General features: G+C 53.3%; 18 protein-coding genes, 1 tRNA gene and 2 pseudogenes. 10 read left to right on the top strand and 11 right to left on the bottom strand.

Annotation, left to right across the window (positions count from 1 at the left end):
* Window positions 1–126: 126 nt before the first annotated feature.
* The 5 genes from serS to lrp form a co-directional block, all read right to left on the bottom strand.
* On the bottom strand, window positions 127–1419 hold the full coding sequence (serS, locus tag JTI85_RS08470; RefSeq protein WP_003836908.1) for a serine--tRNA ligase: 1293 nt from the start codon (window positions 1417–1419) through the stop codon (window positions 127–129).
* Window positions 1420–1511: 92 nt separating this feature from the next.
* Window positions 1512–2855 carry a replication-associated recombination protein RarA gene (rarA, locus tag JTI85_RS08465; protein WP_048212145.1) on the bottom strand — a complete coding sequence of 448 codons (1344 nt, stop codon included), beginning with the start codon at window positions 2853–2855 and terminating at the stop codon, window positions 1512–1514.
* Window positions 2856–2865: 10 nt separating this feature from the next.
* Window positions 2866–3477: an outer membrane lipoprotein chaperone LolA gene (gene lolA / locus JTI85_RS08460; protein ID WP_003831898.1), complete on the bottom strand. Its 612-nt coding sequence runs from the start codon at window positions 3475–3477 to the stop codon at window positions 2866–2868.
* Window positions 3478–3588: 111 nt separating this feature from the next.
* Window positions 3589–7551: a DNA translocase FtsK gene (gene ftsK / locus JTI85_RS08455; protein WP_219352425.1), complete on the bottom strand. Its 3963-nt coding sequence runs from the start codon at window positions 7549–7551 to the stop codon at window positions 3589–3591.
* A gap of 134 nt (window positions 7552–7685) precedes the next feature.
* Window positions 7686–8180, bottom strand: coding sequence for a leucine-responsive transcriptional regulator Lrp (lrp, locus tag JTI85_RS08450; RefSeq protein ID WP_002439523.1), 495 nt, complete (start codon window positions 8178–8180; stop codon window positions 7686–7688).
* Between the two features lie 619 nt (window positions 8181–8799).
* On the opposite strand from lrp, the gene trxB reads away from it, so the two are divergent.
* The 7 genes and pseudogenes from trxB to infA all read left to right on the top strand — a co-directional run bounded on the left by trxB (window position 8800) and on the right by infA (window position 14624).
* Window positions 8800–9768, top strand: a complete 969-nt coding sequence (gene trxB, locus JTI85_RS08445; protein WP_137345638.1) for a thioredoxin-disulfide reductase — start codon at window positions 8800–8802, stop codon at window positions 9766–9768.
* A gap of 113 nt (window positions 9769–9881) precedes the next feature.
* Window positions 9882–11648, top strand: coding sequence for a cysteine/glutathione ABC transporter permease/ATP-binding protein CydD (gene cydD / locus JTI85_RS08440; protein WP_048212148.1), 1767 nt, complete (start codon window positions 9882–9884; stop codon window positions 11646–11648).
* Window positions 11649–13370, top strand: coding sequence for a cysteine/glutathione ABC transporter ATP-binding protein/permease CydC (gene cydC, locus JTI85_RS08435; RefSeq protein ID WP_219352424.1), 1722 nt, complete (start codon window positions 11649–11651; stop codon window positions 13368–13370).
* 44 nt (window positions 13371–13414) lie between these two features.
* Window positions 13415–14119 carry a leucyl/phenylalanyl-tRNA--protein transferase gene (gene aat, locus JTI85_RS08430; protein ID WP_219352422.1) on the top strand — a complete coding sequence of 235 codons (705 nt, stop codon included), beginning with the start codon at window positions 13415–13417 and terminating at the stop codon, window positions 14117–14119.
* Window positions 14120–14261, top strand: a pseudogene (locus JTI85_RS21745) (hypothetical protein); the annotation flags it as partial.
* 40 nt (window positions 14262–14301) lie between these two features.
* Window positions 14302–14478, top strand: a pseudogene (locus JTI85_RS21355) (hypothetical protein); the annotation flags it as partial.
* Window positions 14406–14624 carry a translation initiation factor IF-1 gene (gene infA / locus JTI85_RS08425; RefSeq protein WP_002211347.1) on the top strand — a complete coding sequence of 73 codons (219 nt, stop codon included), beginning with the start codon at window positions 14406–14408 and terminating at the stop codon, window positions 14622–14624. The pseudogene JTI85_RS21355 and the gene infA, both read left to right, overlap by 73 nt.
* 78 nt (window positions 14625–14702) lie before the next feature.
* Here the strand turns inward: infA and JTI85_RS08420 are convergent, their stop codons facing one another.
* Window positions 14703–15614 (bottom strand): LysR family transcriptional regulator, encoded by a 912-nt coding sequence (locus JTI85_RS08420; RefSeq protein WP_048212151.1) that lies wholly within the window; start codon window positions 15612–15614, stop codon window positions 14703–14705.
* 108 nt (window positions 15615–15722) lie between these two features.
* Between JTI85_RS08420 and JTI85_RS08415 the strand changes: the two genes are divergently transcribed.
* From JTI85_RS08415 to JTI85_RS08405, 3 genes are all read left to right on the top strand, one after another.
* A complete protein-coding gene (locus tag JTI85_RS08415) occupies window positions 15723–16583 on the top strand; it encodes a pirin family protein (protein ID WP_061067609.1) in 861 nt (286 codons plus the stop codon).
* A gap of 16 nt (window positions 16584–16599) precedes the next feature.
* On the top strand, window positions 16600–17277 hold the full coding sequence (locus tag JTI85_RS08410) for an isochorismatase family protein (protein WP_061067608.1): 678 nt from the start codon (window positions 16600–16602) through the stop codon (window positions 17275–17277).
* Window positions 17278–17426: 149 nt separating this feature from the next.
* Window positions 17427–17514: transfer RNA gene (locus JTI85_RS08405), tRNA-Ser, on the top strand.
* Window positions 17515–17656: 142 nt separating this feature from the next.
* Here the strand turns inward: JTI85_RS08405 and rlmC are convergent.
* The 5 genes from rlmC to potG are packed head-to-tail and all read right to left on the bottom strand — an operon-like array spanning window position 17657 to window position 22312.
* Window positions 17657–18784 carry a 23S rRNA (uracil(747)-C(5))-methyltransferase RlmC gene (rlmC, locus tag JTI85_RS08400; RefSeq protein WP_219352420.1) on the bottom strand — a complete coding sequence of 376 codons (1128 nt, stop codon included), beginning with the start codon at window positions 18782–18784 and terminating at the stop codon, window positions 17657–17659.
* A 41-nt stretch (window positions 18785–18825) separates the two neighbouring features.
* The gene (locus JTI85_RS08395; RefSeq protein WP_048212154.1) at window positions 18826–19314 is read right to left on the bottom strand and encodes a YbjO family protein; all 489 of its coding nucleotides are present in this window, start codon (window positions 19312–19314) and stop codon (window positions 18826–18828) included.
* A 59-nt stretch (window positions 19315–19373) separates the two neighbouring features.
* Window positions 19374–20219 carry a putrescine ABC transporter permease PotI gene (gene potI, locus JTI85_RS08390; protein WP_048212155.1) on the bottom strand — a complete coding sequence of 282 codons (846 nt, stop codon included), beginning with the start codon at window positions 20217–20219 and terminating at the stop codon, window positions 19374–19376.
* Window positions 20216–21169 (bottom strand): putrescine ABC transporter permease PotH, encoded by a 954-nt coding sequence (gene potH, locus JTI85_RS08385; protein WP_005123598.1) that lies wholly within the window; start codon window positions 21167–21169, stop codon window positions 20216–20218. The genes potI and potH overlap by 4 nt, the downstream gene beginning before the upstream one ends.
* A gap of 9 nt (window positions 21170–21178) precedes the next feature.
* A complete protein-coding gene (gene potG / locus JTI85_RS08380; protein WP_061067606.1) occupies window positions 21179–22312 on the bottom strand; it encodes a putrescine ABC transporter ATP-binding subunit PotG in 1134 nt (377 codons plus the stop codon).
* Window positions 22313–22353: the final 41 nt, after the last annotated feature.

Raw genomic sequence — 22353 nt, 5'->3', positions numbered from 1 at the left:
GACAGAGATAAATACTGACTTTCATTCGAAGGCAGTATTACCACTAATGGAGTAAGGGTTATTGTCCGGCATCAAACGGGCGTAAAAAAAGCGCCCTGAGGCGCTTTTTTAGCAAGGAAAAATGACTTAACCGATGAATTCCAGACCATTCATGTACGGACGTAATACTTCCGGTACCTGAATACGGCCATCAGCTTGCTGGTAGTTTTCCATAACGGCAACCAGCGTACGTCCCACTGCCAGACCAGAGCCGTTCAGTGTATGCACTAAACGTGTTTTCTTGTCAGATTTGCTACGACAACGCGCCTGCATGCGACGAGCCTGGAAATCCCACACATTGGAGCAGGAGGAAATTTCACGATAGGTATTCTGTGCAGGGATCCACACTTCCAGATCGTAGGTTTTGCATGCGCCGAAGCCCATGTCGCCTGTGCACAGGATGATCTTGCGATACGGCAGCCCCAGCAGTTGCAGGACCTTCTCAGCATGGCCGGTCATCTCTTCCAGCGCGTCCATCGAATCTTCCGGACGAACAATCTGCACCATCTCGACTTTATCGAACTGGTGCATACGGATCAGACCACGAGTGTCACGACCGTAAGAACCCGCTTCGGAACGGAAGCACGGCGTATGCGCAGTCATTTTGATCGGCAGCGCATCTTCGTCGATGATTTCGTCGCGTACCAGGTTGGTCAGCGGCACTTCCGCCGTTGGGATCAGCGCATAGTTGCTGCTGTCAGCTTCTTCATCCAGCGGACGCGTATGGAACAAGTCACCAGCAAATTTCGGCAGTTGGCCAGTGCCGTACAGCGTGTCATGGTTAACCAGATACGGGACGTAGTTTTCGCTGTAACCATGCTGCTCAGTGTGCAGATCCAGCATAAACTGAGACAGCGCACGGTGCATACGCGCGATCTGCCCTTTCATGACAACAAAACGAGAGCCGGTCAGTTTAACCGCAGCGGCGAAATCAAGACCCGTGTGCATTTCACCCAAGGTAACGTGATCGCGCACTTCGAAATCGAACTCGCGCGGTGTACCCCAGCGGCTGACTTCAACGTTGTCATTTTCATCTTTACCCACCGGAACTTCGTCCGCTGGCAGGTTAGGAATGGTCAGCGCAATATCGCGGATCTCGGCCTGTAAGGTATCAAGTTCAGCTTTCGCGGCATCCAGCTCTTCGCCCAGTTTGTTCACTTCCAGACGTAAAGACTCGATATCTTCCCCGCGCGCTTTTGCCTGGCCGATGGATTTCGATCGAGAGTTACGCTCTGCCTGCAGGTTTTCAGTTTGTACCTGCAGAACTTTACGACGCTCTTCAAGAGCGCGCAGCTTATCTACATCCAGCTTAAAGCCCCGGCTTGCCAGTTTTTCTGCGACTGCGTCTGGCTCATTACGCAGCAGATTGGGATCGAGCATGCTTATCCTGTGCTTATCGAATTAAAATAGGAGAAAGTGACCACAGCCTGCGGTCACAGGGATACATCGACAACATTACCGCAACGATAACACTAACGGTAGCGTTTTATAGGGCTATTTTGATCCTGTCCGGCGAGCCAGGCGAGCTTTTCGCCAATCTTGCCTTCAAGACCTCTGTTTGTCGGGTGATAATAGCGCGTTTGCGCCATTTCCTGCGGGAAGTACTCTTCTCCGGCAGCATAGGCATTTGGCTCATCATGAGCGTAACGATATTCCTGACCGTAGCCCATCTCTTTCATCAGCTTCGTCGGCGCATTACGCAGGTGGACAGGCACGTCGTAATCCGGACGTTCCCGGGCATCAGCCAGCGCGGCTTTAAAGGCGGTGTAAACCGCATTACTCTTCGGCGCACAGGCCAGATAAACAATCGCCTGAGCAATCGCGCGTTCACCTTCCGCTGGCCCCACGCGGGTAAAGCAATCCCATGCGGAAATCGCCACCTGCATGGCGCGAGGATCGGCATTGCCTACATCTTCAGAGGCAATCGCCAGACAACGACGGGCAACGTACAGCGGATCGCCGCCAGCGGTGATGATACGCGCATACCAATAAAGCGCCGCATCCGGAGCGCTTCCGCGAACTGACTTGTGTAATGCGGAGATGAGATCGTAAAAACGATCGCCTTTATTATCGAAACGCGCGCTGCGTTCACCAGCAATTTCAGTGAGCAACTCTGCTTTCAATACGCGCTTGCCGGAATCATCAACTTCGGCCATATCGGCCATCATTTCCAGCGTATTCAGCGCCCGGCGCGCATCACCATTAACCAGTTCGGCAATCGCCCGACGCGTCTCCGGCGGCAGTACGATATCCTGGCCGCCGTAACCCCGCGCTTTGTCTGACATCGCCTGGTCCAGCACCTGTTCAATATCGTCGGTGGTTAATGATTTCAGTAAGTAAACGCGTGCGCGTGACAGCAGCGCCGAGTTCAGCTCAAACGAGGGGTTTTCAGTGGTCGCGCCAATAAACGTGATGGTACCGTCTTCAATATGCGGTAAAAACGCATCCTGTTGGCTTTTATTAAAACGGTGAACTTCGTCCACAAACAGGATCGTACGCCGGCCAGCGTTACGGTTCTGACGCGCACGCTCAATCGCTTCACGAATTTCTTTTACACCAGACGTAACCGCCGAAATACGTTCAACATCGGCGTTGGCGTAACGGGCAATCACTTCGGCAAGCGTGGTTTTGCCCGTCCCCGGCGGCCCCCATAAAATCATGGAGTGCAGGTGCCCGGCCTCAATAGCACGTGGCAAAGGTTTGCCCGCAGCCAGCAGATGCTGCTGGCCGATATACTGCGCTAAATTTTCTGGCCGCATACGCGCGGCCAGTGGCTGAAAAGTATTATCAGAAAAGTCGAGCGACAGATTGCTCACTCACACGCCTCTACTTACGTTGATCGTCAACCGTTACACCTTGCGGCGGGGTAAAGGTGAATTTGGAAGGTTCGATCGCACCATTCTGCTGAGATTTCAGCTGATAGCTGCTGCGCTGATCGTCTTGTTCAACGGCGCTAAACTGGTGGATCGTCCCGTCACGCCCAACATTGATCGTAAACTGCTTCAGGTTACCGCTGCTGGTTTTAGGTGTCAGCACGAAATCATCGCCGTTTTGCTTAATGTTGTACTGCTGCCAGTCGCTGGCCTGGTTACGCGCGATCAGCATGAACGGCGTATTGCCCGTGGCGTCTTTCAGCCAGGTCGCCGTCGCCTGTTCAACAAACGGGTTAAAGAACCACAGCGTTTTCCCATCGGAAACCAGGATGCTTTCGTCAGGCTGTGTCATATGCCAGTTAAACAGATTCGGACGTTTAACCCATAAATCACCCTGGCCTTCCTGCACCGCTGCGCCGCTACCATCCGTTACCTTCTGGGTAAAACTGGCGTGGAAGCTGCTGACTTTATCCAGACGGCTTTTCAGGTCGCTGGCGGCGTCAGCCCAAACGCTGCTCACCACAAAGCTCGACAGTAATGCACAGGTGATTGCGATTCTTTTCATCGTTATTCCTCAAAATACGTCACTCCCAACGGGGAGCTCCTTCTGCTATCCATTTCAGGCCAAAAATCAGCATGAGGAAAGTAGAAAATACTGAATTACTTAACTTTGCAATCAATCAAAGGGCGGTGGAGCCAGCACTTCACGATTGCCATTATGTCCCTGCTCACTGACAATTCCCTGCGCTTCCATCTGTTCAATGATGCGCGCCGCACGGTTATAGCCAATGCGGAACTGGCGCTGGACGCCTGAGATGGAGGCTTTGCGCTTCTGGGTAACAAAATTCACCGCCTGATCGAACAGCGGATCCAGCTCTTCCCCACCGTCAAAACCACCACCACCACCTTCACTCTCGGTGTCTGAGGTGATGCCTTCCACGTACTGTGGACGACCACGCGCTTTCCAGTCCTGCACGACCGCGTGAACTTCCTCATCGCGCACAAAAGCACCATGTACACGCACTGGAATCGTTGAGTTTGGCGCAGAATAGAGCATATCACCCATGCCTAGCAGGGATTCAGCCCCCCCCTGATCAAGAATGGTACGAGAGTCAATCTTACTCGACACAGTAAACGCTATACGCGTCGGGATATTTGCTTTGATAAGCCCAGTGATAACGTCAACCGAAGGACGCTGGGTTGCCAGCACCAGGTGGATACCTGCCGCACGCGCTTTTTGCGCCAGACGGGCAATCAGTTCTTCCACTTTTTTACCGACAGTCATCATCAGGTCAGCAAATTCATCGACCAGAACCACAATATACGGCTCTTTTTTCAGCACCGGATGGGTGACATCCATGCTATCGCCTGGTTTCCAGTACGGATCCGGGATTGGACGTCCCATACGATCTGCTTCCGCAATCTTCTCGTTGTAGCCCGCAAGGTTACGCACTCCCAGCGCTGACATCAGCTTATAGCGGCGTTCCATTTCATTAACGCTCCAGCGCAAGGCATTGGCTGCGTCTTTCATATCCGTAACGACTTCAGTCAGCAGATGCGGGATACCTTCATAAACCGACAGCTCGAGCATTTTCGGGTCGATCATGATAAAGCGAACATCTTCCGGCTGCGCCTTGTAGAGCATGCTGAGGATCATGGCGTTGACCCCAACAGATTTACCCGACCCCGTGGTACCTGCCACCAACAGATGCGGCATCTTGGCCAAATCGGCAGTCACAGGTTCACCAGCAATGTCCTTGCCGAGAACGACAGTAAGCGGTGACGGATTATCACGGAATTTCGCGTTATCCAGTACTTCACGCAGATAGACGGTCTGGCGTTTTTTGTTCGGTAACTCCAGTCCGACATACGGTTTACCTGGAATAACCTCCACTACACGAACTGCTGCGGTTGATAGCGAGCGCGCCAGATCTCGGGAAAGGTTAGAAATACGCGCAGCTTTAACACCCGGTGCCAGATTTAGCTCAAAACGGGTAATCACCGGTCCGGGCGAGTAGTTCACCACATCGGCTTTAATACGGAAATCAGCCAGGCGCGCTTCCACCAGACGCGCCATTTGCTCCAGCGCGAATGTATCTATTGGCTCAACTTCCGCCGGTGGTGGGGTGAGCAGATCCAGCGATGGCAGCAGTGTCGTCGGACGCTGTACAGGGCGACTGTCGCCATTACGCATCAATAACGGATGGATCAGGCTTTCCTGCGGCGGCGGTGTGACAGGCTGTGGCGGCTGCTGATAGTGCTGCTGCGGTGCRACAGGCTGCGGYGGCTGCTGATARTGCTGCTGCGGTGCRACAGGCTGCGGCGGCTGCTGATARTGCTGCTGCGGTGCRACAGGCTGCGGCGGCTGCTGATAATGCTGCTGCGGTGCAACAGGCTGTTGATACTGTGGCGCAGGTTCCGGCATCACGCTGGGGGTAAACAGCGGCTCATGCGGCCCCTCATCCACTAACGCTTTCATTGGTGAGAATTCAAAATCATCAAGCGAGAATGGATTCGCCCCGGCAGGCTGTGCGCCGGAATAACGTTGCTGTTGGGAAGAAGCGAACTGACGCGCCAGTTCCGCTTCTGCGGCTGAATCTTCGTCATCAGTGTGATTGGTATCATCCTGATACTCTTCGCCATAGCGGTGCTGCTGCGACTGGGCAAACTGACGCGCCAGCTCATCCTGCTGCATTGCATCAATTTCATCGTCACTGTATTGCGCGTCCGAATCAAGCTGCTCTTCGCGCGCTTTCTCTTCCGCCATACGTTGTGACGGCAACTTAATGCCATATGAAGCCAACTCACGGCGTGTCGGGACACGCACACGATTAGGGCGCGGCAGTTGAGGGCCAATTCCCTCTTTCACCTGCGGACGCGGCGCACCACCACCCGCAAGGCTAAAGACAGGCGCTGCGGCAGCGGCTCCCGCTCCCAAAGCGGCACTTTTTACGCCTGCGGCCAGCGGCGCAACGGCAGCAACAGACTCAACGGGAGGTATGGATGCTGTTGGCATAGACGGTGCAGCGGGTTTCACCCGCTCAGGCTCTTGCACGGGTTCTGGAATCGGCTGATACCAGGCAGCTAGCTGCTCACGCTCACGCGCGCGTTTTTCTTCCACTTCTTCAAAATAGTAGAGCGGTGGACGTGCTGGCTTCACCTCTTCAACGACAGGCTCAGGCTCGGCAACCGACGGCTGTTCCACCACGGGCTGCTGATGAACCACGGGTTGTTGCTGCACGGTGTCTTGCTGATAGACAGGCTGCGGTTCAAGCGGCGCACTCTGCTGGTAAACCGGTTCTGGTTGCCAGGCGGGCTCCACCACTGGCTCAGGTGCTTGCCACGGCATTGCCGGTTGCGGCATCGTCGGCTGTTCATAGCCAGCTTCGGCAACTGGCGGTACAGAATATGGCATCTGCGGTTCAACCGGGGCAGGTTGCTGCCAGGGTTCATAAGGCTGAACCGGCGGCTGCGCGTACTGAACGGGCTGTGGGTAACCTTCCGGCGCTGGCGCGATAACCGCTTCACCGGTTTGCGGAGCCGGTGCGGATTGCCATGCCACTGCAGGAGTGGGTTGCTCTAAAACGGTTCCCGGTACTGACGCAGGTTGCAACAGCGGGTCGACTGGCGCACTCCAGGCCTGAGTTGTCGCAGTGGCAGTGGCGGCCGCCGCCACGGTGACCGGCTCAGTCACTGAATGGCCGTTTAATAGCGGGTCGAATTCATCGTATTCAGGCAATGTGGCACGATTGCCAGAGAACAACACATCATCAGGATCGGCTACAACGCCACGCGCGCTGTATTCAATTTCGTCTTCATCATCCATGCGCTTGCCGGAGAACAGCGCGGCATCAGTGTGACGCCCAAGTGGATTGGTAAACTTCTCTGCCAGCCGTTTACGGCGCGCTAACGCTCCGCGCAGAATACGTGTCCGTCGGGATTCATGTGGGGTGCCATCAACGGCGTCGACCGACTCTTCATCATCTTCATATTCTTCGTCATCGACCCAGGTATCATCGCGACGAGTACGATTGCTGGCAAAAGTCAGAATATTCAGTAACCAGCCACCCAGTTTTTCGGCAATGCTCACCCATGACCAGCCAGTAAACAGCGTTAAACCCGCGGCCCAGATACATAACAGCGCAAGCGTACCGCCACTGCTGTGCAGCAGGGGTTGCAGCGTAGTACTGAGCAGGCTGCCAATAACGCCGCCAGAGGCAAAATACCAGATGTCATCGGCATTGATTGCGGCAAGCCCGCAAGAGGTGAGGATCAGCGCCAGAACGCCAATAATACGCAGCGATACGGCGAAGTAATCGACGTATTCGTCGCTGGCCTGATGTCGCCAGGCAAACCAGCAGCCACCGACGATTATCACGGGGATAGTGTAAGCCATGACACCAAAAATGAAGAACAGCGTATCCGCCAGCCATGCTCCGGGTATTCCGCCCAGATTATGGATAGGCTCGTGCCATGCGGTTTGCGACCAACTGGGGTCCGAAGGGTTAAAGCTGAGTAATGCTGCCATCAACCAGACGGCAAAAAGGGCAATAAGAATCAGCAACGCTTCCAGAAGTCGGCGCCCGCTGCTTAACTTCGTCAATGTGACGTCTTTGTCTTCAGTGTATTCCTGGCTCAAAAACGGCTCTCCAGGTTTCAGGCTTTTCCTGCCCGATGCTAAAACGGACAACAGCACCGGGTTACCCCGGCACTGTTGCTGTATGGATTAACAGGAGTGTAATCAAACTGCGTCGATTTTGCACCTGTTCCGTGTTAGCGCGTCTTAATTACCAGACGATTGCTCTGTTTGACTTCTTCCATTACCACGTAAGTACGTGTGTCATTCACGCCAGGCAGACGCAGCAGGGTTTCCCCCAGCAGCTTACGGTATGCCGACATATCCGGTACGCGTGTTTTCAGCAGATAGTCGAAATCACCGGAAACCAAATGACACTCTTGAATTTCTTCAAGTTTTTGTACTGCAGAGTTAAATTGCTCAAACACATCCGGGGCGCCACGATTCAGAGTAATCTCAACAAAAACCAGAAGTGATGCATCCAGATAATGCGGGTTCAACAGCGCTGTATAGCCCTGAATAAAACCCTGTCTTTCCAACCGACGCACACGCTCAAGGCAGGGCGTTGGAGAAAGTCCCACTCGTTTTGAAAGCTCGACGTTAGAAATACGCCCATCCTTTTGCAGCTCATTAAGAATGTTACGATCGATACGGTCGAGATCTTTGCCAGGGCGCTTCTTACTATCTACCATTATTATTGTCTCTCTGTATTCCTTCCCTACTCCTGCCTGACTCTATTAACATCACTGTTCAGAGTCGCTACCCATCACAATAAACCGCAACCCAGAGGGATTTACGGTGCGCAATGCCTGGGTTTATGGTGAGAAGACCGTTGCCTGTCGGCGGCTATCGACATCACGAATGGCATCTGTCCACACCATGCGTAGATTTCACTAACCCGGTAAACATGGTATCTACATGCATGATTATGCAGCATATACATGACACAGTTTTTTTCTTCCTTGAATGTTTTCGCAAAACAGCAGGTGATTGTCAAAGCAAAACATCGATTTTTAGTACAACATGCCAGTTATTCATTGGGAGTGATGGAAAATCGTCATTTTATCACCTTATAACTGACCGATTTTAAGTAGAAATCATTATATCTCCGTCATAGTTCACGTCACCTGTGCGTTGGCTTCACGCGGGCCCCCCAACTCGAATAAATTAGAGAGGCGCATTACCCTCAATTTTGCCCATCATCGGTTTCCGCTATTACACATATTGTTAACAAAATCGCCATACTCTTTTTTTACGACTGCAAATTCCCTACAATCCTGCCCATTGCCTACCAACAACTATGGGGATCTCATGGGCACGACCAAACACAGTAAACTTCTTATTCTGGGTTCAGGCCCTGCGGGCTATACCGCCGCCGTCTACGCTGCGCGTGCAAACCTGCAGCCGGTGCTGATTACCGGTATGGAAAAAGGTGGTCAGTTGACCACGACAACAGAAGTGGAGAACTGGCCTGGCGATCCAAACGATCTCACTGGCCCGCTGCTGATGGAGCGCATGCACGAGCACGCAACGAAATTTGAAACGGAGATCATCTTCGATCACATCAGCAAGGTAGATCTGCAACACCGCCCTTTCCGTCTCACCGGAGACAGTGGCGAGTACACCTGTGACGCACTGATCATCGCCACTGGTGCTTCAGCACGCTATCTGGGCTTACCTTCAGAAGAAGCCTTTAAAGGCCGCGGCGTCTCCGCCTGCGCAACCTGCGACGGTTTCTTCTATCGTAACCAAAAAGTTGCGGTGATCGGCGGCGGCAACACCGCTGTGGAAGAAGCGTTGTACCTGGCGAATATCGCCTCCGAAGTTCACTTGATTCACCGCCGCGACAGTTTCCGTGCTGAGAAAATCCTCATCAAACGTTTGATGGATAAAGTTGAAAACGGCAACATCGTGCTGCACACGCATCGCACACTGGAAGAAGTGACTGGCGATCAAATGGGTGTAACCGGATTGCGTCTGCGCGATACGCAAAATACTGACAACGTTGAATCTCTCGACGTCGCCGGATTGTTTGTCGCCATCGGCCACAGCCCGAACACGGCTATTTTCGATGGTCAACTTGAACTGGAAAACGGCTATATCAAAGTTCAGTCCGGTATTCACGGCAATGCGACACAAACCAGTATTCCTGGTGTGTTCGCTGCCGGTGACGTGATGGACCATATTTATCGTCAGGCGATTACCTCAGCTGGCACAGGTTGTATGGCCGCCCTTGACGCTGAACGTTATCTCGACGGTTTGGCGGACGCCTGCAAATAGTTTTACAAATCAGTAACAAAAGTAAAAAAGGCGACTATAAGTCGCCTTTATTTTTGCCCCGTTGTAACATTGTCCTGCCCAAAAATTCCAATAACTCACCTGCTAAGCGTGCAATGAATAAAACCCGTCAAAAAGAGCTTACCCGCTGGTTAAAACAGCAAAGTGTCATTTCTCAACGCTGGCTGAATATTTCACGCCTGTTGGGGTTCGTGAGTGGCCTGTTAATTGTCGCTCAGGCCTGGCTCATGGCTCGGATTCTGCAGCACATGATCATGGAAAATATTCCCCGTGAAGCGCTGCTGTTCCCTTTCGTCGTGCTGGTCTTGATTTTTATCCTGCGGGCGTGGGTTGTCTGGTTACGTGAGCGAATAGGGTTTCACGCGGGTCAACATATTCGTTTTGAGATTCGTCGCCAGGTTCTGGACCGTCTGCAACAGGCGGGGCCAGCATGGATACAGGGGAAGCCTGCCGGAAGCTGGGCCACGCTGATTCTGGAACAGATTGACGATATGCATGACTACTATGCGCGTTATTTGCCGCAAATGGCGCTTGCGGTATGCGTCCCGCTATTGATTGTGGCTGCCGTTTTCCCGTCAAACTGGGTTGCAGCCCTTATCCTGCTGGGAACCGCACCACTGATCCCTCTGTTTATGGCAATGGTCGGTATGGGCGCTGCCGATGCCAACCGGCGTAACTTTCAGGCACTTGCCCGACTCAGCGGTCATTTCCTCGATCGCTTGCGCGGCATGGAAACACTGAGAATTTTTGGTCGCGGCGAAGCGGAGACGGAAAGCATCCGGGCTGCATCGCAGGATTTCCGTCAGCGCACGATGGAAGTGCTTCGCCTTGCATTCCTGTCTTCGGGCGTGCTGGAGTTTTTCACTTCGCTCTCTATTGCACTGGTAGCCGTGTACTTCGGTTTTTCTTATCTCGGCGAGCTTGATTTCGGCCACTACGGAACCGGCGTCACGCTGGCGGCAGGTTTCCTGGCGCTGATTCTGGCACCGGAATTTTTCCAGCCGCTGCGCGATCTGGGGACGTTTTACCATGCCAAGGCGCAAGCGGTAGGCGCTGCCGACAGCCTGAAAACATTCATGGAAACCCCGCTCGCGCATCCTGAGCGTGGCGATATTGAGCTGGCAACCAAAGACGCGGTTTCAATTGAAGCCGAAGATCTGATCATCACCTCACCCGAAGGCAAAGTCCTGGCTGGTCCGCTTAACTTCTCCCTACCCGCAGGCCAGCGCGCGGTGCTGGTTGGGCGTAGTGGTTCCGGTAAGAGCTCGTTGCTGAATGTCCTGTCCGGTTTTCTCTCGTATCAGGGCTCATTGCGTATTAATGGCTTTGAACTTCGTGACTTGTCGCCTGATGCCTGGCGTAAACAACTCTCATGGGTCGGGCAAAACCCGCAGCTTCCGGCTGCTACATTGCGCGAAAATGTGCTGCTGGCATGCCCTGATGCCAGCGAAGAACAGCTACAGGCCGCGCTTGATAGCGCCTGGGTCAGTGAGTTTTTACCGCTGCTTCCTCAGGGTGTGGATACCCCTGTGGGCGACCAGGCAGGCCGACTTTCTGTCGGGCAAGCGCAGCGTGTTGCCGTTGCCCGTGCCTTACTCAACCCGTGTCAGTTACTGCTGCTCGACGAACCCGCAGCCAGTCTTGATGCTCACAGCGAACAACGTGTGATGCAGGCGTTGAATGCGGCATCGCGCCGCCAGACCACGCTGATGGTTACTCACCAGTTGGAAGATCTTGCCGACTGGGACGCTATCTGGGTCATGCAAGACGGTCAGATTGTCGAACAAGGTACCTACGCGCAACTTAGCGCAGCCAGCGGGGCTTTTGCGACATTACTGGCTCACCGTCAGGAGGACATCTAAATGCGCGCTTTGCTACCCTATCTGACGCTGTATAAACGTCATAAATGGATGTTAACACTGGGGATCGTTCTGGCGATCGTTACATTATTGGCAAGCATTGGTTTACTGACACTTTCAGGCTGGTTCCTGTCTGCTTCGGCCGTTGTCGGTGTCACCGGGATTTACAGTTTTAACTACATGCTTCCGGCGGCTGGCGTTCGCGGGGCGGCAATTACCCGAACCGCAGGTCGTTATTTCGAACGACTGGTCAGTCACGACGCGACGTTTCGTGTATTGCAGCATCTGCGTATTTACACCTTCAGCAAATTGCTGCCGCTCTCCCCTGCCGGGCTCGCCCGATACGGCCAGGGCGAACTGCTCAACCGCGTTGTGGCGGATGTCGACACGCTCGATCATCTCTATTTACGCGTGCTCTCCCCGCTGGTTGGCGCGTTTGTCGTTATTGTAGTAGTCACGCTAGGGTTGAGCGTTCTCGATCTCACGCTCGCCATCACCCTTGGCGGTATTATGCTGCTGACTCTGTTTATCTTGCCTCCGTTGTTTTACCAGGCGGGTAAAAGCACCGGGCAGAACCTGACGCATCTGCGCGGGCAATATCGCCAGCAGTTGACCTCCTGGTTACAGGGTCAGGCTGAGCTGACCATTTTTGGCGCCAGTGAACGCTACCGCGCTCAAATGGAAGCCACCGAGCTACAATGGCATGAAGCCCAGCGTCGTCAGTCCGAATTAACGGCCTTATCTCAGGCTGTCATGCTGCTGATTGGCGCTCTGGCTGTGGTGATGATGTTATGGATGGCTTCAGGTGGCGTAGGCGGAAACACTCAACCAGGCGCACTGATAGCGTTGTTTGTGTTCTGCGCGCTGGCTGCTTTCGAAGCGCTGGCCCCTGTTACCGGCGCATTTCAGCATCTCGGCCAGGTGATTGCTTCAGCACTACGTATTACCGAACTGACAGAACAACAACCAGAAGTCACCTTCCCGGATACGGAAGCTACCGTTTCGCAACAGATTACTCTGACATTGCGTGAGGTGTCTTTCAGCTATCCAGGGCAAACACAAAAAGCTCTGGACACCCTTTCTTTGCTCGCTAAACCTGGTGAACACATTGCGATTCTGGGTCGGACAGGCTGTGGGAAATCAACGTTACTGCAATTATTGACCCGTGCATGGGATCCACAACACGGCGAAATCCTGATTAACGATCGTCCGATTTCAACGCTGAACGAAGCCGCATTGCGCCAATGCATCAGCGTCGTACCACAGCGAGTGCATCTGTTCAGTGCGACATTGCGCGATAACCTGCTGCTGGCTGCGCCACACGCCAGCGATGAAGCGTTATCCGGGATGCTGTGTCGTGTCGGTCTGGAAAAACTGCTTGAAGGTGATGGTCTCAATGCCTGGCTGGGTGAAGGCGGTCGTCAGCTTTCAGGCGGAGAGCTACGCCGTTTGGCTATCGCACGAGCTTTGCTGCACGATGCGCCGCTGATGCTTCTGGATGAACCTACTGAAGGTCTGGATGCGACAACGGAAAGCCAAATGCTTGAATTGATTAACGATGTGATGCGCAATAAAACCGTACTCATGGTCACACATCGCCTGCGCGGACTGTCGCGATTTAATCAAATAATAGTGATGGACAACGGACGCATAATTGAGCAAGGTAATCACGCAGATCTGTTAGCCAGGCATGGGCGTTATTACCAGTTTAAGCAACGTCTGTAAGCTATTATTGAACGATCCAACTCGCGTAGTGGAGTTTTGCTGTCATGCGCCTGGTGCAACTGTCCCGCCATTCTATCGCCTTCCCCTCACCGGAAGGCGCTTTACGCGAGCCTAACGGTTTGTTGGCGCTGGGGGGCGATCTCAGCCCTGCCCGCCTGCTAATGGCCTACCAGCGCGGTATTTTCCCGTGGTTTTCTCCTGGCGACCCTATCCTCTGGTGGTCGCCCGACCCACGCGCCATTCTCTGGCCTGATAAATTTCACATAAGTCGCAGCATGAAGCGCTTTCATAAAAATTCGCCTTATCGCGTGACGCTCAATTACGCGTTTGGTCAGGTCATTGAAGGATGTGCAAACGACCGGGAAGAAGGCACCTGGATAACGCATGATGTCGTGGATGCCTATCATCGGCTGCATGAACTTGGACATGCGCACTCTATTGAAGTATGGCGGCAAAATGAATTAGTCGGCGGGATGTACGGCGTTGCGCAAGGTACTCTTTTCTGCGGTGAATCGATGTTCAGTCGCCGGGAAAATGCCTCCAAAACCGCACTGCTTGTTTTTTGCGCTGAATTTATCCGTCAGGGCGGAAAATTAATTGATTGTCAGGTGTTAAATACCCATACCGCGTCGCTGGGAGCCATTGAGACTCCGCGCAGGGACTACCTTGAACATTTAAGCAGGCTACGCCAGCAGCGCCTACCGAGCCACTTCTGGGTGCCCAGGACGTTATTTTCGCCTCAGGAGTGAATGTTTTCGGCACATTTTTTGTCGGGGTGTTATAATTGGTGCCGCAGAGTCGGTTTAGCCCATTACCCCGCCGCCGTTAAGGAACAGTTCGCGTCAGGCAACGCCTATCGTTTATCTCATCGTTCCCTTACACGTTGCGCTTTTAGTGCGGCTTTGTTGTGTGCGGTTAGAGTAATGCGCCAAACCCGATTTGCTGCGTTTTAAACGCACAAATCTTTACTTATTAAAAGAACTTCGGCATTATCTTGCCGGTTCAAATTACGGTAGTGATACCCCAGAGGATTAGATGGCCAAAGAAGACAATATTGAAATGCAGGGTACCGTTCTCGATACGTTACCTAATACCATGTTCCGCGTAGAGTTAGAAAACGGTCACGTGGTTACTGCACACATCTCCGGTAAAATGCGTAAAAACTATATCCGCATCCTGACGGGCGACAAAGTGACTGTTGAACTAACCCCGTACGACCTGAGCAAAGGCCGCATTGTCTTCCGTAGTCGCTGATTGTTTTAACGCCCGAATGGCGTCCAGATAATAAAAGGTCGGTTTAACCGGCCTTTTTTGTGGACTGATATTACGTATTTAATCCTCGATCATTCGTGCATATTCTTCCGTGAGGAAATCCACCAATGCACGAACCGACGGCAATAACCCCCTGCGCGATGGAAAAACCGCGTGAATGATCTCTCGCTTTGGTTCCCAACCGTCGAGTAATGCCACCAGCTCGCCTGCGGCTAATTGATCTTTTACCATCAACTGCGGAAGTTGCACAACTCCCACACCGGCAACGGCAGCTTCACGTAGCGCCAGCATATCGGTGGTGATCATTCGTGGCGTGAAATGTACCTCCGCACGAGCTTCCTGCGGGCCAAATAGCTCCCAACGATGCACATGTTTACCCGAGGCCAGGCTCAGCCCCGGCCAGCGAGTCAATTCAGCCGGAGAATGTAGCGCGCCCATTTTCTCGATTAGCTGCGGACTGGCATACAAACGATGCCCCCTGTCCGCCAGCACCCGCATCACCAGGTCGCTATCTTCAAATGGTCGAGGCCTGACACGAATCGCCACGTCCAGACCTTCTCCAACGACGTCAACACGGCGGTTCGTGGCCTCGAGTTGCACAGATACATCAGGGTAACGCGCCATAAAACGGGCAAGCATGGGTCCGATATGCACGTGCAGCAACGTAACCGGGCACGTCAGCTTCACAATTCCACGCGGTTCAACCTGTAGCGCAGCAATGGCATCCTGCGCTGCCTGCGCTTCCACCAGCATTGCCTTACAGTGTTCGTAGAACGTTTGCCCAACTTCAGTAACATTAAACTGCCGGGTGGTTCGCTGAATCAATCGCACCCCCAGCCTCTCCTCCAGTTGTGCAATTCGGCGGCTCAGCTTTGATTTCGGTTCATCGAGCGCCCGACCGGCCGCAGCGAATCCTCCTTCTTCAACTACGTGAACAAACCACGCGAAATCATTGAGATCCGGCTTAGTCATCTTATTGTCCTATTTATGAGACTGTGAAGGCTATTTTAGCTACTACTCAGTTCTCTGTCATGAATATAAGCTTATTCACATCAAGATAACGCCACTGAGGAGACACATATGAAACAAGTAACAGGCGTCTACACCGCACCTCGCCCACACTGGGTTGGCGATGGATTCCCGGTTCGCTCGATGTTCTCTTACCAGTCTCACGCTGAACAATTAAGTCCGTTCCTGCTGCTGGATTACGCCGGGCCACATACTTTCACCCCAGGTAATGAAAAACGTGGCGTGGGCGAACACCCTCACCGTGGTTTCGAAACGGTGACCATCGTTTACAGCGGTGAAGTTGAACATCGTGACTCAACCGGTCGCGGTGGGATTATCGGCCCAGGCGACGTGCAATGGATGACTGCAGGTGCAGGCATTTTACACGAAGAATTCCATTCTCCGGAATTTACCCGGAAGGGTGGCGAGCTGGAAATGGTGCAACTTTGGGTCAACCTACCAGCGAAAGACAAAATGGCCGTACCCGGATATCAGGGCATTAGTAGTGATGTTATCCCTACTGTCGCGCTGCCAGATGACGCCGGCACTCTCCGTGTCATTGCGGGCAGCTATCAGGAGACAAAAGGTCCGGCACATACCTTCTCGCCGCTGAATGTCTGGGATATGCGTCTGCAGCGTAATCATCAGTTCACGCTGTCTCAGCCGGAAGGATGGAGCACCGCGCTGGTCGTACTGAAAGGCAACATCACCGTAAACGGCACCACGCCCGTCAGCGAGGCACAGCTGGTGGTGTTAAGCCAGCAGGGTAAAACATTGCATATTGAAGCCAGTAGCGATGCCAGCGTATTGCTGTTGTCAGGCGAACCGTTGAATGAGCCGATTGTGGGTTACGGTCCGTTTGTCATGAACACGAAACAAGAGATCGCAGAAGCCGTACGCGATTTTAACTCCGGCCGCTTTGGCCAAATCTGAATCAAAGGAGAATACTATGTCCAGCCCTGCAAACTTTAATGGTTCACGCCCGGTCATTGATGTAAATGATTCCGTTATGCTGCTTATCGATCACCAGAGCGGACTTTTCCAAACCGTAGGCGATATGCCAATGCCAGAACTGCGAGCACGTGCTGCCGCGCTGGCTAAAATGGCCTCCCTGGCGAAGATGCCGGTGATTACCACCGCATCAGTACCGCAGGGACCGAACGGCCCGTTGATCCCTGAGATCCACGCCAATGCGCCTCATGCTCAATACGTGGCGCGTAAAGGCGAAATCAACGCCTGGGATAACGAAGACTTCGTGAAAGCGGTCAAAGCAACAGGTCGTAAGACGCTGATTATCGCCGGTACCATCACCAGTGTTTGCATGGCTTTCCCAGCCATCAGCGCGGTTGCGGAAGGCTACAAAGTTTTCGCAGTGATCGACGCTTCCGGTACTTACAGCAAAATGGCGCAGGAAATTACCCTGGCACGTGTCGTTCAGGCTGGCGTAGTTCCGATGGATACCGCCGCCGTTGCTTCTGAACTGCAGGGAACATGGAACCGTGAAGATGCAGCAGAGTGGGCAGAAGTGTACACGAAAGTATTCCCGGCATATCAGTTGCTGATTGAGAGCTACAGCAAAGCCCAGGAAGTCGTCACCAACGGTGAAAAACTGGACTCTCAGCGCTAATCCTCTCCCCCACGCCTGTCCGGGTGGGGGAATATGTACATTGCGTGACCAAACGAATATGAACATGTAAATTCTGCTTGACCGTTTTAGCGCAACTCCCTATAGTAGCGCCCCGTTGCCCCCCATGTGGTCAGGCAGCAATACAATATGGTGAGGTGTCCGAGTGGCTGAAGGAGCACGCCTGGAAAGTGTGTATACGGCAACGTATCCGGGGTTCGAATCCCCGCCTCACCGCCATATTCGAGAAAGAGCTCGTACGCAAGTACGGGCTTTTTTTTCGCATATTGCATTTGCCGGATGCGGTGCAAGCACCTTATCCGGCCTACGAATGACGAACAACTTGTAGGCCTGATAAGCTGCGCGCCATCAGGCATAGCAGTTATTGTCGGCTGAGTAGCGTTAACACTTCATAATGCGAGGTGTGCGGGAACATATCGAAAAGCTGAACGCGTTCAATGCGATAGCCAGGCAACTCACGAATATCCTTCGCCATGGTTTGCGCATTACAGCTGGAATAAACAATAAAACGCGGTGCCATGCGGGAAAGAAAATCGCATAGCGGTTTCCCAATCCCGCGACGCGGCGGATTCACCAGCACCAGATCCGGAACTTCGCCCTGAGCGGTAGCAAACTGAGTTGAATCCAACGCCTGAAAATGCAGATTCTGCAACCCAAGCTCCTGCGCAGACTGTTTCGCGCAGGTAATCGCCTCTGGCGCGATTTCAATCCCCGTCAGTTTCATTTGCGGTGTAGCACAGTGCAGACCAAACCCCCCAACGCCGCAAAACAGATCCCACATGTGATTAACCGGAAGCTGACGCACCCAGTCGCGCGCCGTGGCATACAACTGCCCTGCCACCACCGGGTTAGTCTGGAAGAAACTCTGCGGGCGGATCCACAACGGTACATCGTTAAAGCGTTCCGCCAGCGCCTGATGTTCCGTCAGGAAGATTTCTGTCTCCCCTTCCATAATCGCCATATGCACCGGCTGAATATTGGCAGTGATTACTTTTAACTGTGGGAGTTGTGCCTGCAGCCAGGGCAGCGCCGCGCGCAGCTGTGCCAGTTTCGCGTCGGAACGCAGGACAAAACGCAGCATTATACTGCCATCAAACTGGCTTTCCGTTAACAGCAGATACTTCAGCTCCCCGCGTTTACGCGCCACGTTATAGGGCGTCAGCCCCGCGCGGGCGATAAACGGTTTGAGTGTGGCAAACACGGGCGCAAAAGACTCAGGATAAAGCGGGCAGTCGCACAAATCCTCCGGCGTACCGTCACGATGCAGCATGCCCAACAGCGGTTTCTCCACGCTGCCGCTAACCACCATTTTAGCTTTATTACGAAAAGCGCTTTCCGGGCCGCTGACCGGCGCGCACCATTCTACGACCGGATAATCGGCCAGCAGATTTTGCAAATCGGCTGTTTTGGCGAAGAGTTGATCGGCGACAGGCTGTGCTATCCACTGACAGGAGCGACAGCGTTCGGCGTCATAAAGTGCGCACTGCATACAAAAACCTACAAATTAACCGGGGGCCAAAATTATACACGTTATTGCAAGCGGAAGAACCGCCTGCTGGACGCAGGAACAAAAAGCAGTAGCAACACCAGCATATCCGGCAATTTTTGCATCACCAGCGTATGCAGGATTTCGCGTCTGGACTCCCCCGCAATACTGAACAGTTCCGGATATCCGTAGCCCAGCGAAGCTGCCCACAGATAGACGCTGGCGATAATCTGGGTCAGCAGATAGATCCAGCGGGCCCAGCTCCGTCCTTTGACCAGCGAAAATGCGCAGAAAATTTCGATAAACAGCAGCACCAGACTGCCCAGAAATACCAGCGTCAAATTCCAGGTCTGCACACTGCGATGAATAAACTCACTGGTTCCACGAAACCCAAGCGTATTAAAAATCATCAACAGATCGAGACAGCGGATCATAATGATAGCCAGCGCCGCCACCTGCACCAAAGCAGGGACGTTTAAGCGGGCATGTGATGTGGATGATTTCTTAAAAAATCCCAACGCGTCGTCTTCCATGAAAACGGCGCAACCACCACAGCTGCGCCGTATAGACAGATTGGCAGATTTTAGTTTTTTCAGCCGCGTCTTGCACGTTGGATATCGCGTATCCGTTGTTTTTCTGTTCGCGCCATCAGATACCACGCGATAAATCCGATAATTCCTACCACGCCAAGGATCAGCGTCGCCAGTGCGTTGATCTCCGGGTTAACCCCCATACGTACGCTGGAGAACACCAACATCGGTAACGTTGTGGCCCCAGGACCAGAGACAAAGCTAGCGATAACCAAATCATCCAGCGATAGCGTAAAGGCCAGTAACCAACCGGAAATGACCGCCGGCATAATCATCGGCAGCGTAATGACGAAAAAGACCTTCAGCGGCGTCGCGCCAAGATCCATCGCCGCTTCCTCAATGGAGTGATCCAGTTCGCGCAAACGCGAGGAAATCACCACCGCTACATACGCCGTACAGAAGGTGACGTGCGCCAGCCAGATGGTCAACATACCGCGATCCGCTGGCCAGCCAATGGCGTGCGCCAGCGCCACAAACAGGAGCAGCAGCGACAAACCGGTAATGACATCCGGCATAACCAGCGGCGCGGTGATCATAAAGGCGAAACCATTCGAACCACGAAAACGGCCAAAACGCACCATCACCACGGCAGCTATGGTGCCGAGGATCGCCGCCATCGTCGCAGCACAGGCAGCAATCGTTAAACTCATGCCGACGGCACTCATCATTGCAGTATCGTGGAAAAGTTCACCGTACCAGCGTGTTGACCACCCCGCCCACACCGTCACCAGCTTGGAGCTGTTAAACGAATAGATAACTAACATCAGCATGGGGGCGTACAGAAACGTAAACCCCACGACCAGGATAAAGATCCGCCACGGCGAGCGGACAACCGGTAAGTTATTCATCCGTGTTCCCCCACGCTTTTCTGCTGATACTTATGGAACCACATGATTGGCACAATCAGTAACAGCAACATGATGATGGCAACCGCAGACGCCACCGGCCAGTCACGGTTATTGAAAAACTCCTGCCATAGTACGCGGCCGATCATAATGCTGTCCGGCCCCCCAAGCAGTTCCGGAATAACAAATTCCCCTACCGCCGGGATAAACACCAGCATTGAGCCAGCGATAATCCCGCCTTTGGTCAACGGCACGATCACGCTAAAGAAGGTTTTTAATGGTCGGGCACCTAAATCCAGCGCAGCTTCCACCAGCGAATAGTCAATGCGCGTCAGTGCGGTATAAATCGGCAGCACCATAAAGGGCAAATAGGCATAAACAATGCCAATATAAACCGCCAGGTTGGTATGCAGGATCGTCAATGGCTGATCGATAACGCCCAGCCACATCAGAAAGTTGTTCAGCACCCCGTTATTTTTCAGGATCCCCATCCAGGCGTACACGCGAATCAAGAAAGAGGTCCAGGAAGGCAGAATCACCAGCAACAGCAAAATATTGCGCGTCGAGGGTTTGCTGTGCGCCACCGCCCACGCTAGTGGATACCCCAACAACAGACAGCAGATCGTCGAAATCCCCGCTACCTGCAAAGACTGCAGGTAAGCATCGAAATAGAGCGGGTCATCCGTCAACTGCAGGAAGTTACCTAAATTGAGCGTAATAGATAGCTGACCATCGGCCCATGCCACAAGGTCAGTGTACGGCGGTATCGCCCGTGCCATTTCTGACAGGCTAATCTTGAAGACAATCAGAAACGGCAATAAAAACAAGAGAACCAGCCACACATACGGCAACGCGATCACCAGCTTGCGACCATGTTTCATTTGCAACTGCGACATATACAGCGTGAAACGGCTCGCTTTTTCGGCACGTGCCGGAGGTTCAAGTGTACTCATCTTTACTCCTTAAACCGTCAACACCACACAGCTGTCCGCATCCCAACACAAACGTACCTCGTCACCCCAGGTCGGTAGCCCCTTGCGATAGCGATGTTCGTTTTGCAGCTGGGCACTCAACATCTGGCCGCTTTTTAAACGCACGTGATACACAGACAAATCACCCAGGTAGGCAATGTGCACCACTTCACCCACCGCAAAGTTATAGCCATCCGGCGGAGGGGCATCACAGAGCATGATTTTTTCCGGACGAAGCGCGACATACACCGGTACGTTATCGACGATGGAAGTATCAGCATCCACTTTTAGCGGATGTACCAGCCCCGGAGAATCAATCACCAAACCGTCCTCCTGACGCTCCTTTAGCAGCCCCTCAAAAACGTTTACCGAACCGATAAATTCAGCGCTGTAGCGGGTGGTCGGGTGCTCGTAGATCTCTTCCGGCTCGCCAATCTGCACAAATTTCCCGCGGTTCATGATGGCTATACGACCCGCCATGGTCATGGCTTCTTCCTGGTCGTGCGTCACCATCACGCAGGTCACCCCTACACGCTCAAGAATATCAACCACTTCCAGCTGCATGCGGTCGCGCAGTTTTTTATCCAAAGCGCCCATCGGTTCATCCAGTAACAGCAGCTTAGGGCGTTTGGCCAGGCTCCGGGCCAGTGCCACGCGTTGACGTTGACCGCCTGAAAGCTGATGCGGCTTACGTTTGGCGAACTCCTGCATGTGCACCAGTCCGAGCATCTCATTCACCCGGCTGGCGATTTCCGCTTTCGGCAGCTTGTCCTGCTTGAGTCCAAAGGCAATATTCTGTTCCACCGTCATATGTGGAAACAGAGCGTAGGACTGAAACATCATATTAATTGGGCGCAGATAAGGTGGAACGTGCGCCAGATCGACACCGTCCAGCATGATTTGCCCGGTAGTCGGCAGTTCAAACCCCGCCAGCATGCGCAACAGGGTTGATTTACCACAACCGGACGCACCCAGCAGGGCAAATATTTCGCCTTTGTAGATAGTGAGATTGACGTCATCGACGGCGTGCTGACCGTCAAATGACTTCGTCAGGTTGCGAATTTCAAGCAGCGGGGTCAGCGCCTTGCGGATTTTCGCTTGTGGGCGTGGGGTTGCATCATTCACTCAAGTGCTCTCCGGCATAAATAAAGAAACAGTGCAAATAA

Origin of the sequence: Citrobacter sp. Colony219 (genome assembly GCF_019382635.1) — a bacterium.
Classification (GTDB): Bacteria; Pseudomonadota; Gammaproteobacteria; order Enterobacterales; family Enterobacteriaceae; genus Citrobacter; species Citrobacter youngae.
This window is presented reverse-complemented; position numbering and strand designations above follow the sequence as displayed.

Excerpts from the sequence above, each read along its gene's own strand:
- serS (WP_003836908.1), bottom strand. The coding sequence starts at position 1,419 with ATGCTCGATCCCAATCTGCTGCGTAATGAGCCAGACGCAGTCGCAGAA.
- lolA (WP_003831898.1), bottom strand. The coding sequence starts at position 3,477 with ATGAAAAGAATCGCAATCACCTGTGCATTACTGTCGAGCTTTGTGGTG.
- lrp (WP_002439523.1), bottom strand. The coding sequence starts at position 8,180 with ATGGTAGATAGTAAGAAGCGCCCTGGCAAAGATCTCGACCGTATCGAT.
- trxB (WP_137345638.1), top strand. The coding sequence starts at position 8,800 with ATGGGCACGACCAAACACAGTAAACTTCTTATTCTGGGTTCAGGCCCT.
- cydD (WP_048212148.1), top strand. The coding sequence starts at position 9,882 with ATGAATAAAACCCGTCAAAAAGAGCTTACCCGCTGGTTAAAACAGCAA.
- cydC (WP_219352424.1), top strand. The coding sequence starts at position 11,649 with ATGCGCGCTTTGCTACCCTATCTGACGCTGTATAAACGTCATAAATGG.
- aat (WP_219352422.1), top strand. The coding sequence starts at position 13,415 with ATGCGCCTGGTGCAACTGTCCCGCCATTCTATCGCCTTCCCCTCACCG.
- infA (WP_002211347.1), top strand. The coding sequence starts at position 14,406 with ATGGCCAAAGAAGACAATATTGAAATGCAGGGTACCGTTCTCGATACG.
- JTI85_RS08420 (WP_048212151.1), bottom strand. The coding sequence starts at position 15,614 with ATGACTAAGCCGGATCTCAATGATTTCGCGTGGTTTGTTCACGTAGTT.
- JTI85_RS08415 (WP_061067609.1), top strand. The coding sequence starts at position 15,723 with ATGAAACAAGTAACAGGCGTCTACACCGCACCTCGCCCACACTGGGTT.
- JTI85_RS08410 (WP_061067608.1), top strand. The coding sequence starts at position 16,600 with ATGTCCAGCCCTGCAAACTTTAATGGTTCACGCCCGGTCATTGATGTA.
- rlmC (WP_219352420.1), bottom strand. The coding sequence starts at position 18,784 with ATGCAGTGCGCACTTTATGACGCCGAACGCTGTCGCTCCTGTCAGTGG.
- JTI85_RS08395 (WP_048212154.1), bottom strand. The coding sequence starts at position 19,314 with ATGGAAGACGACGCGTTGGGATTTTTTAAGAAATCATCCACATCACAT.
- potI (WP_048212155.1), bottom strand. The coding sequence starts at position 20,219 with ATGAATAACTTACCGGTTGTCCGCTCGCCGTGGCGGATCTTTATCCTG.
- potH (WP_005123598.1), bottom strand. The coding sequence starts at position 21,169 with ATGAGTACACTTGAACCTCCGGCACGTGCCGAAAAAGCGAGCCGTTTC.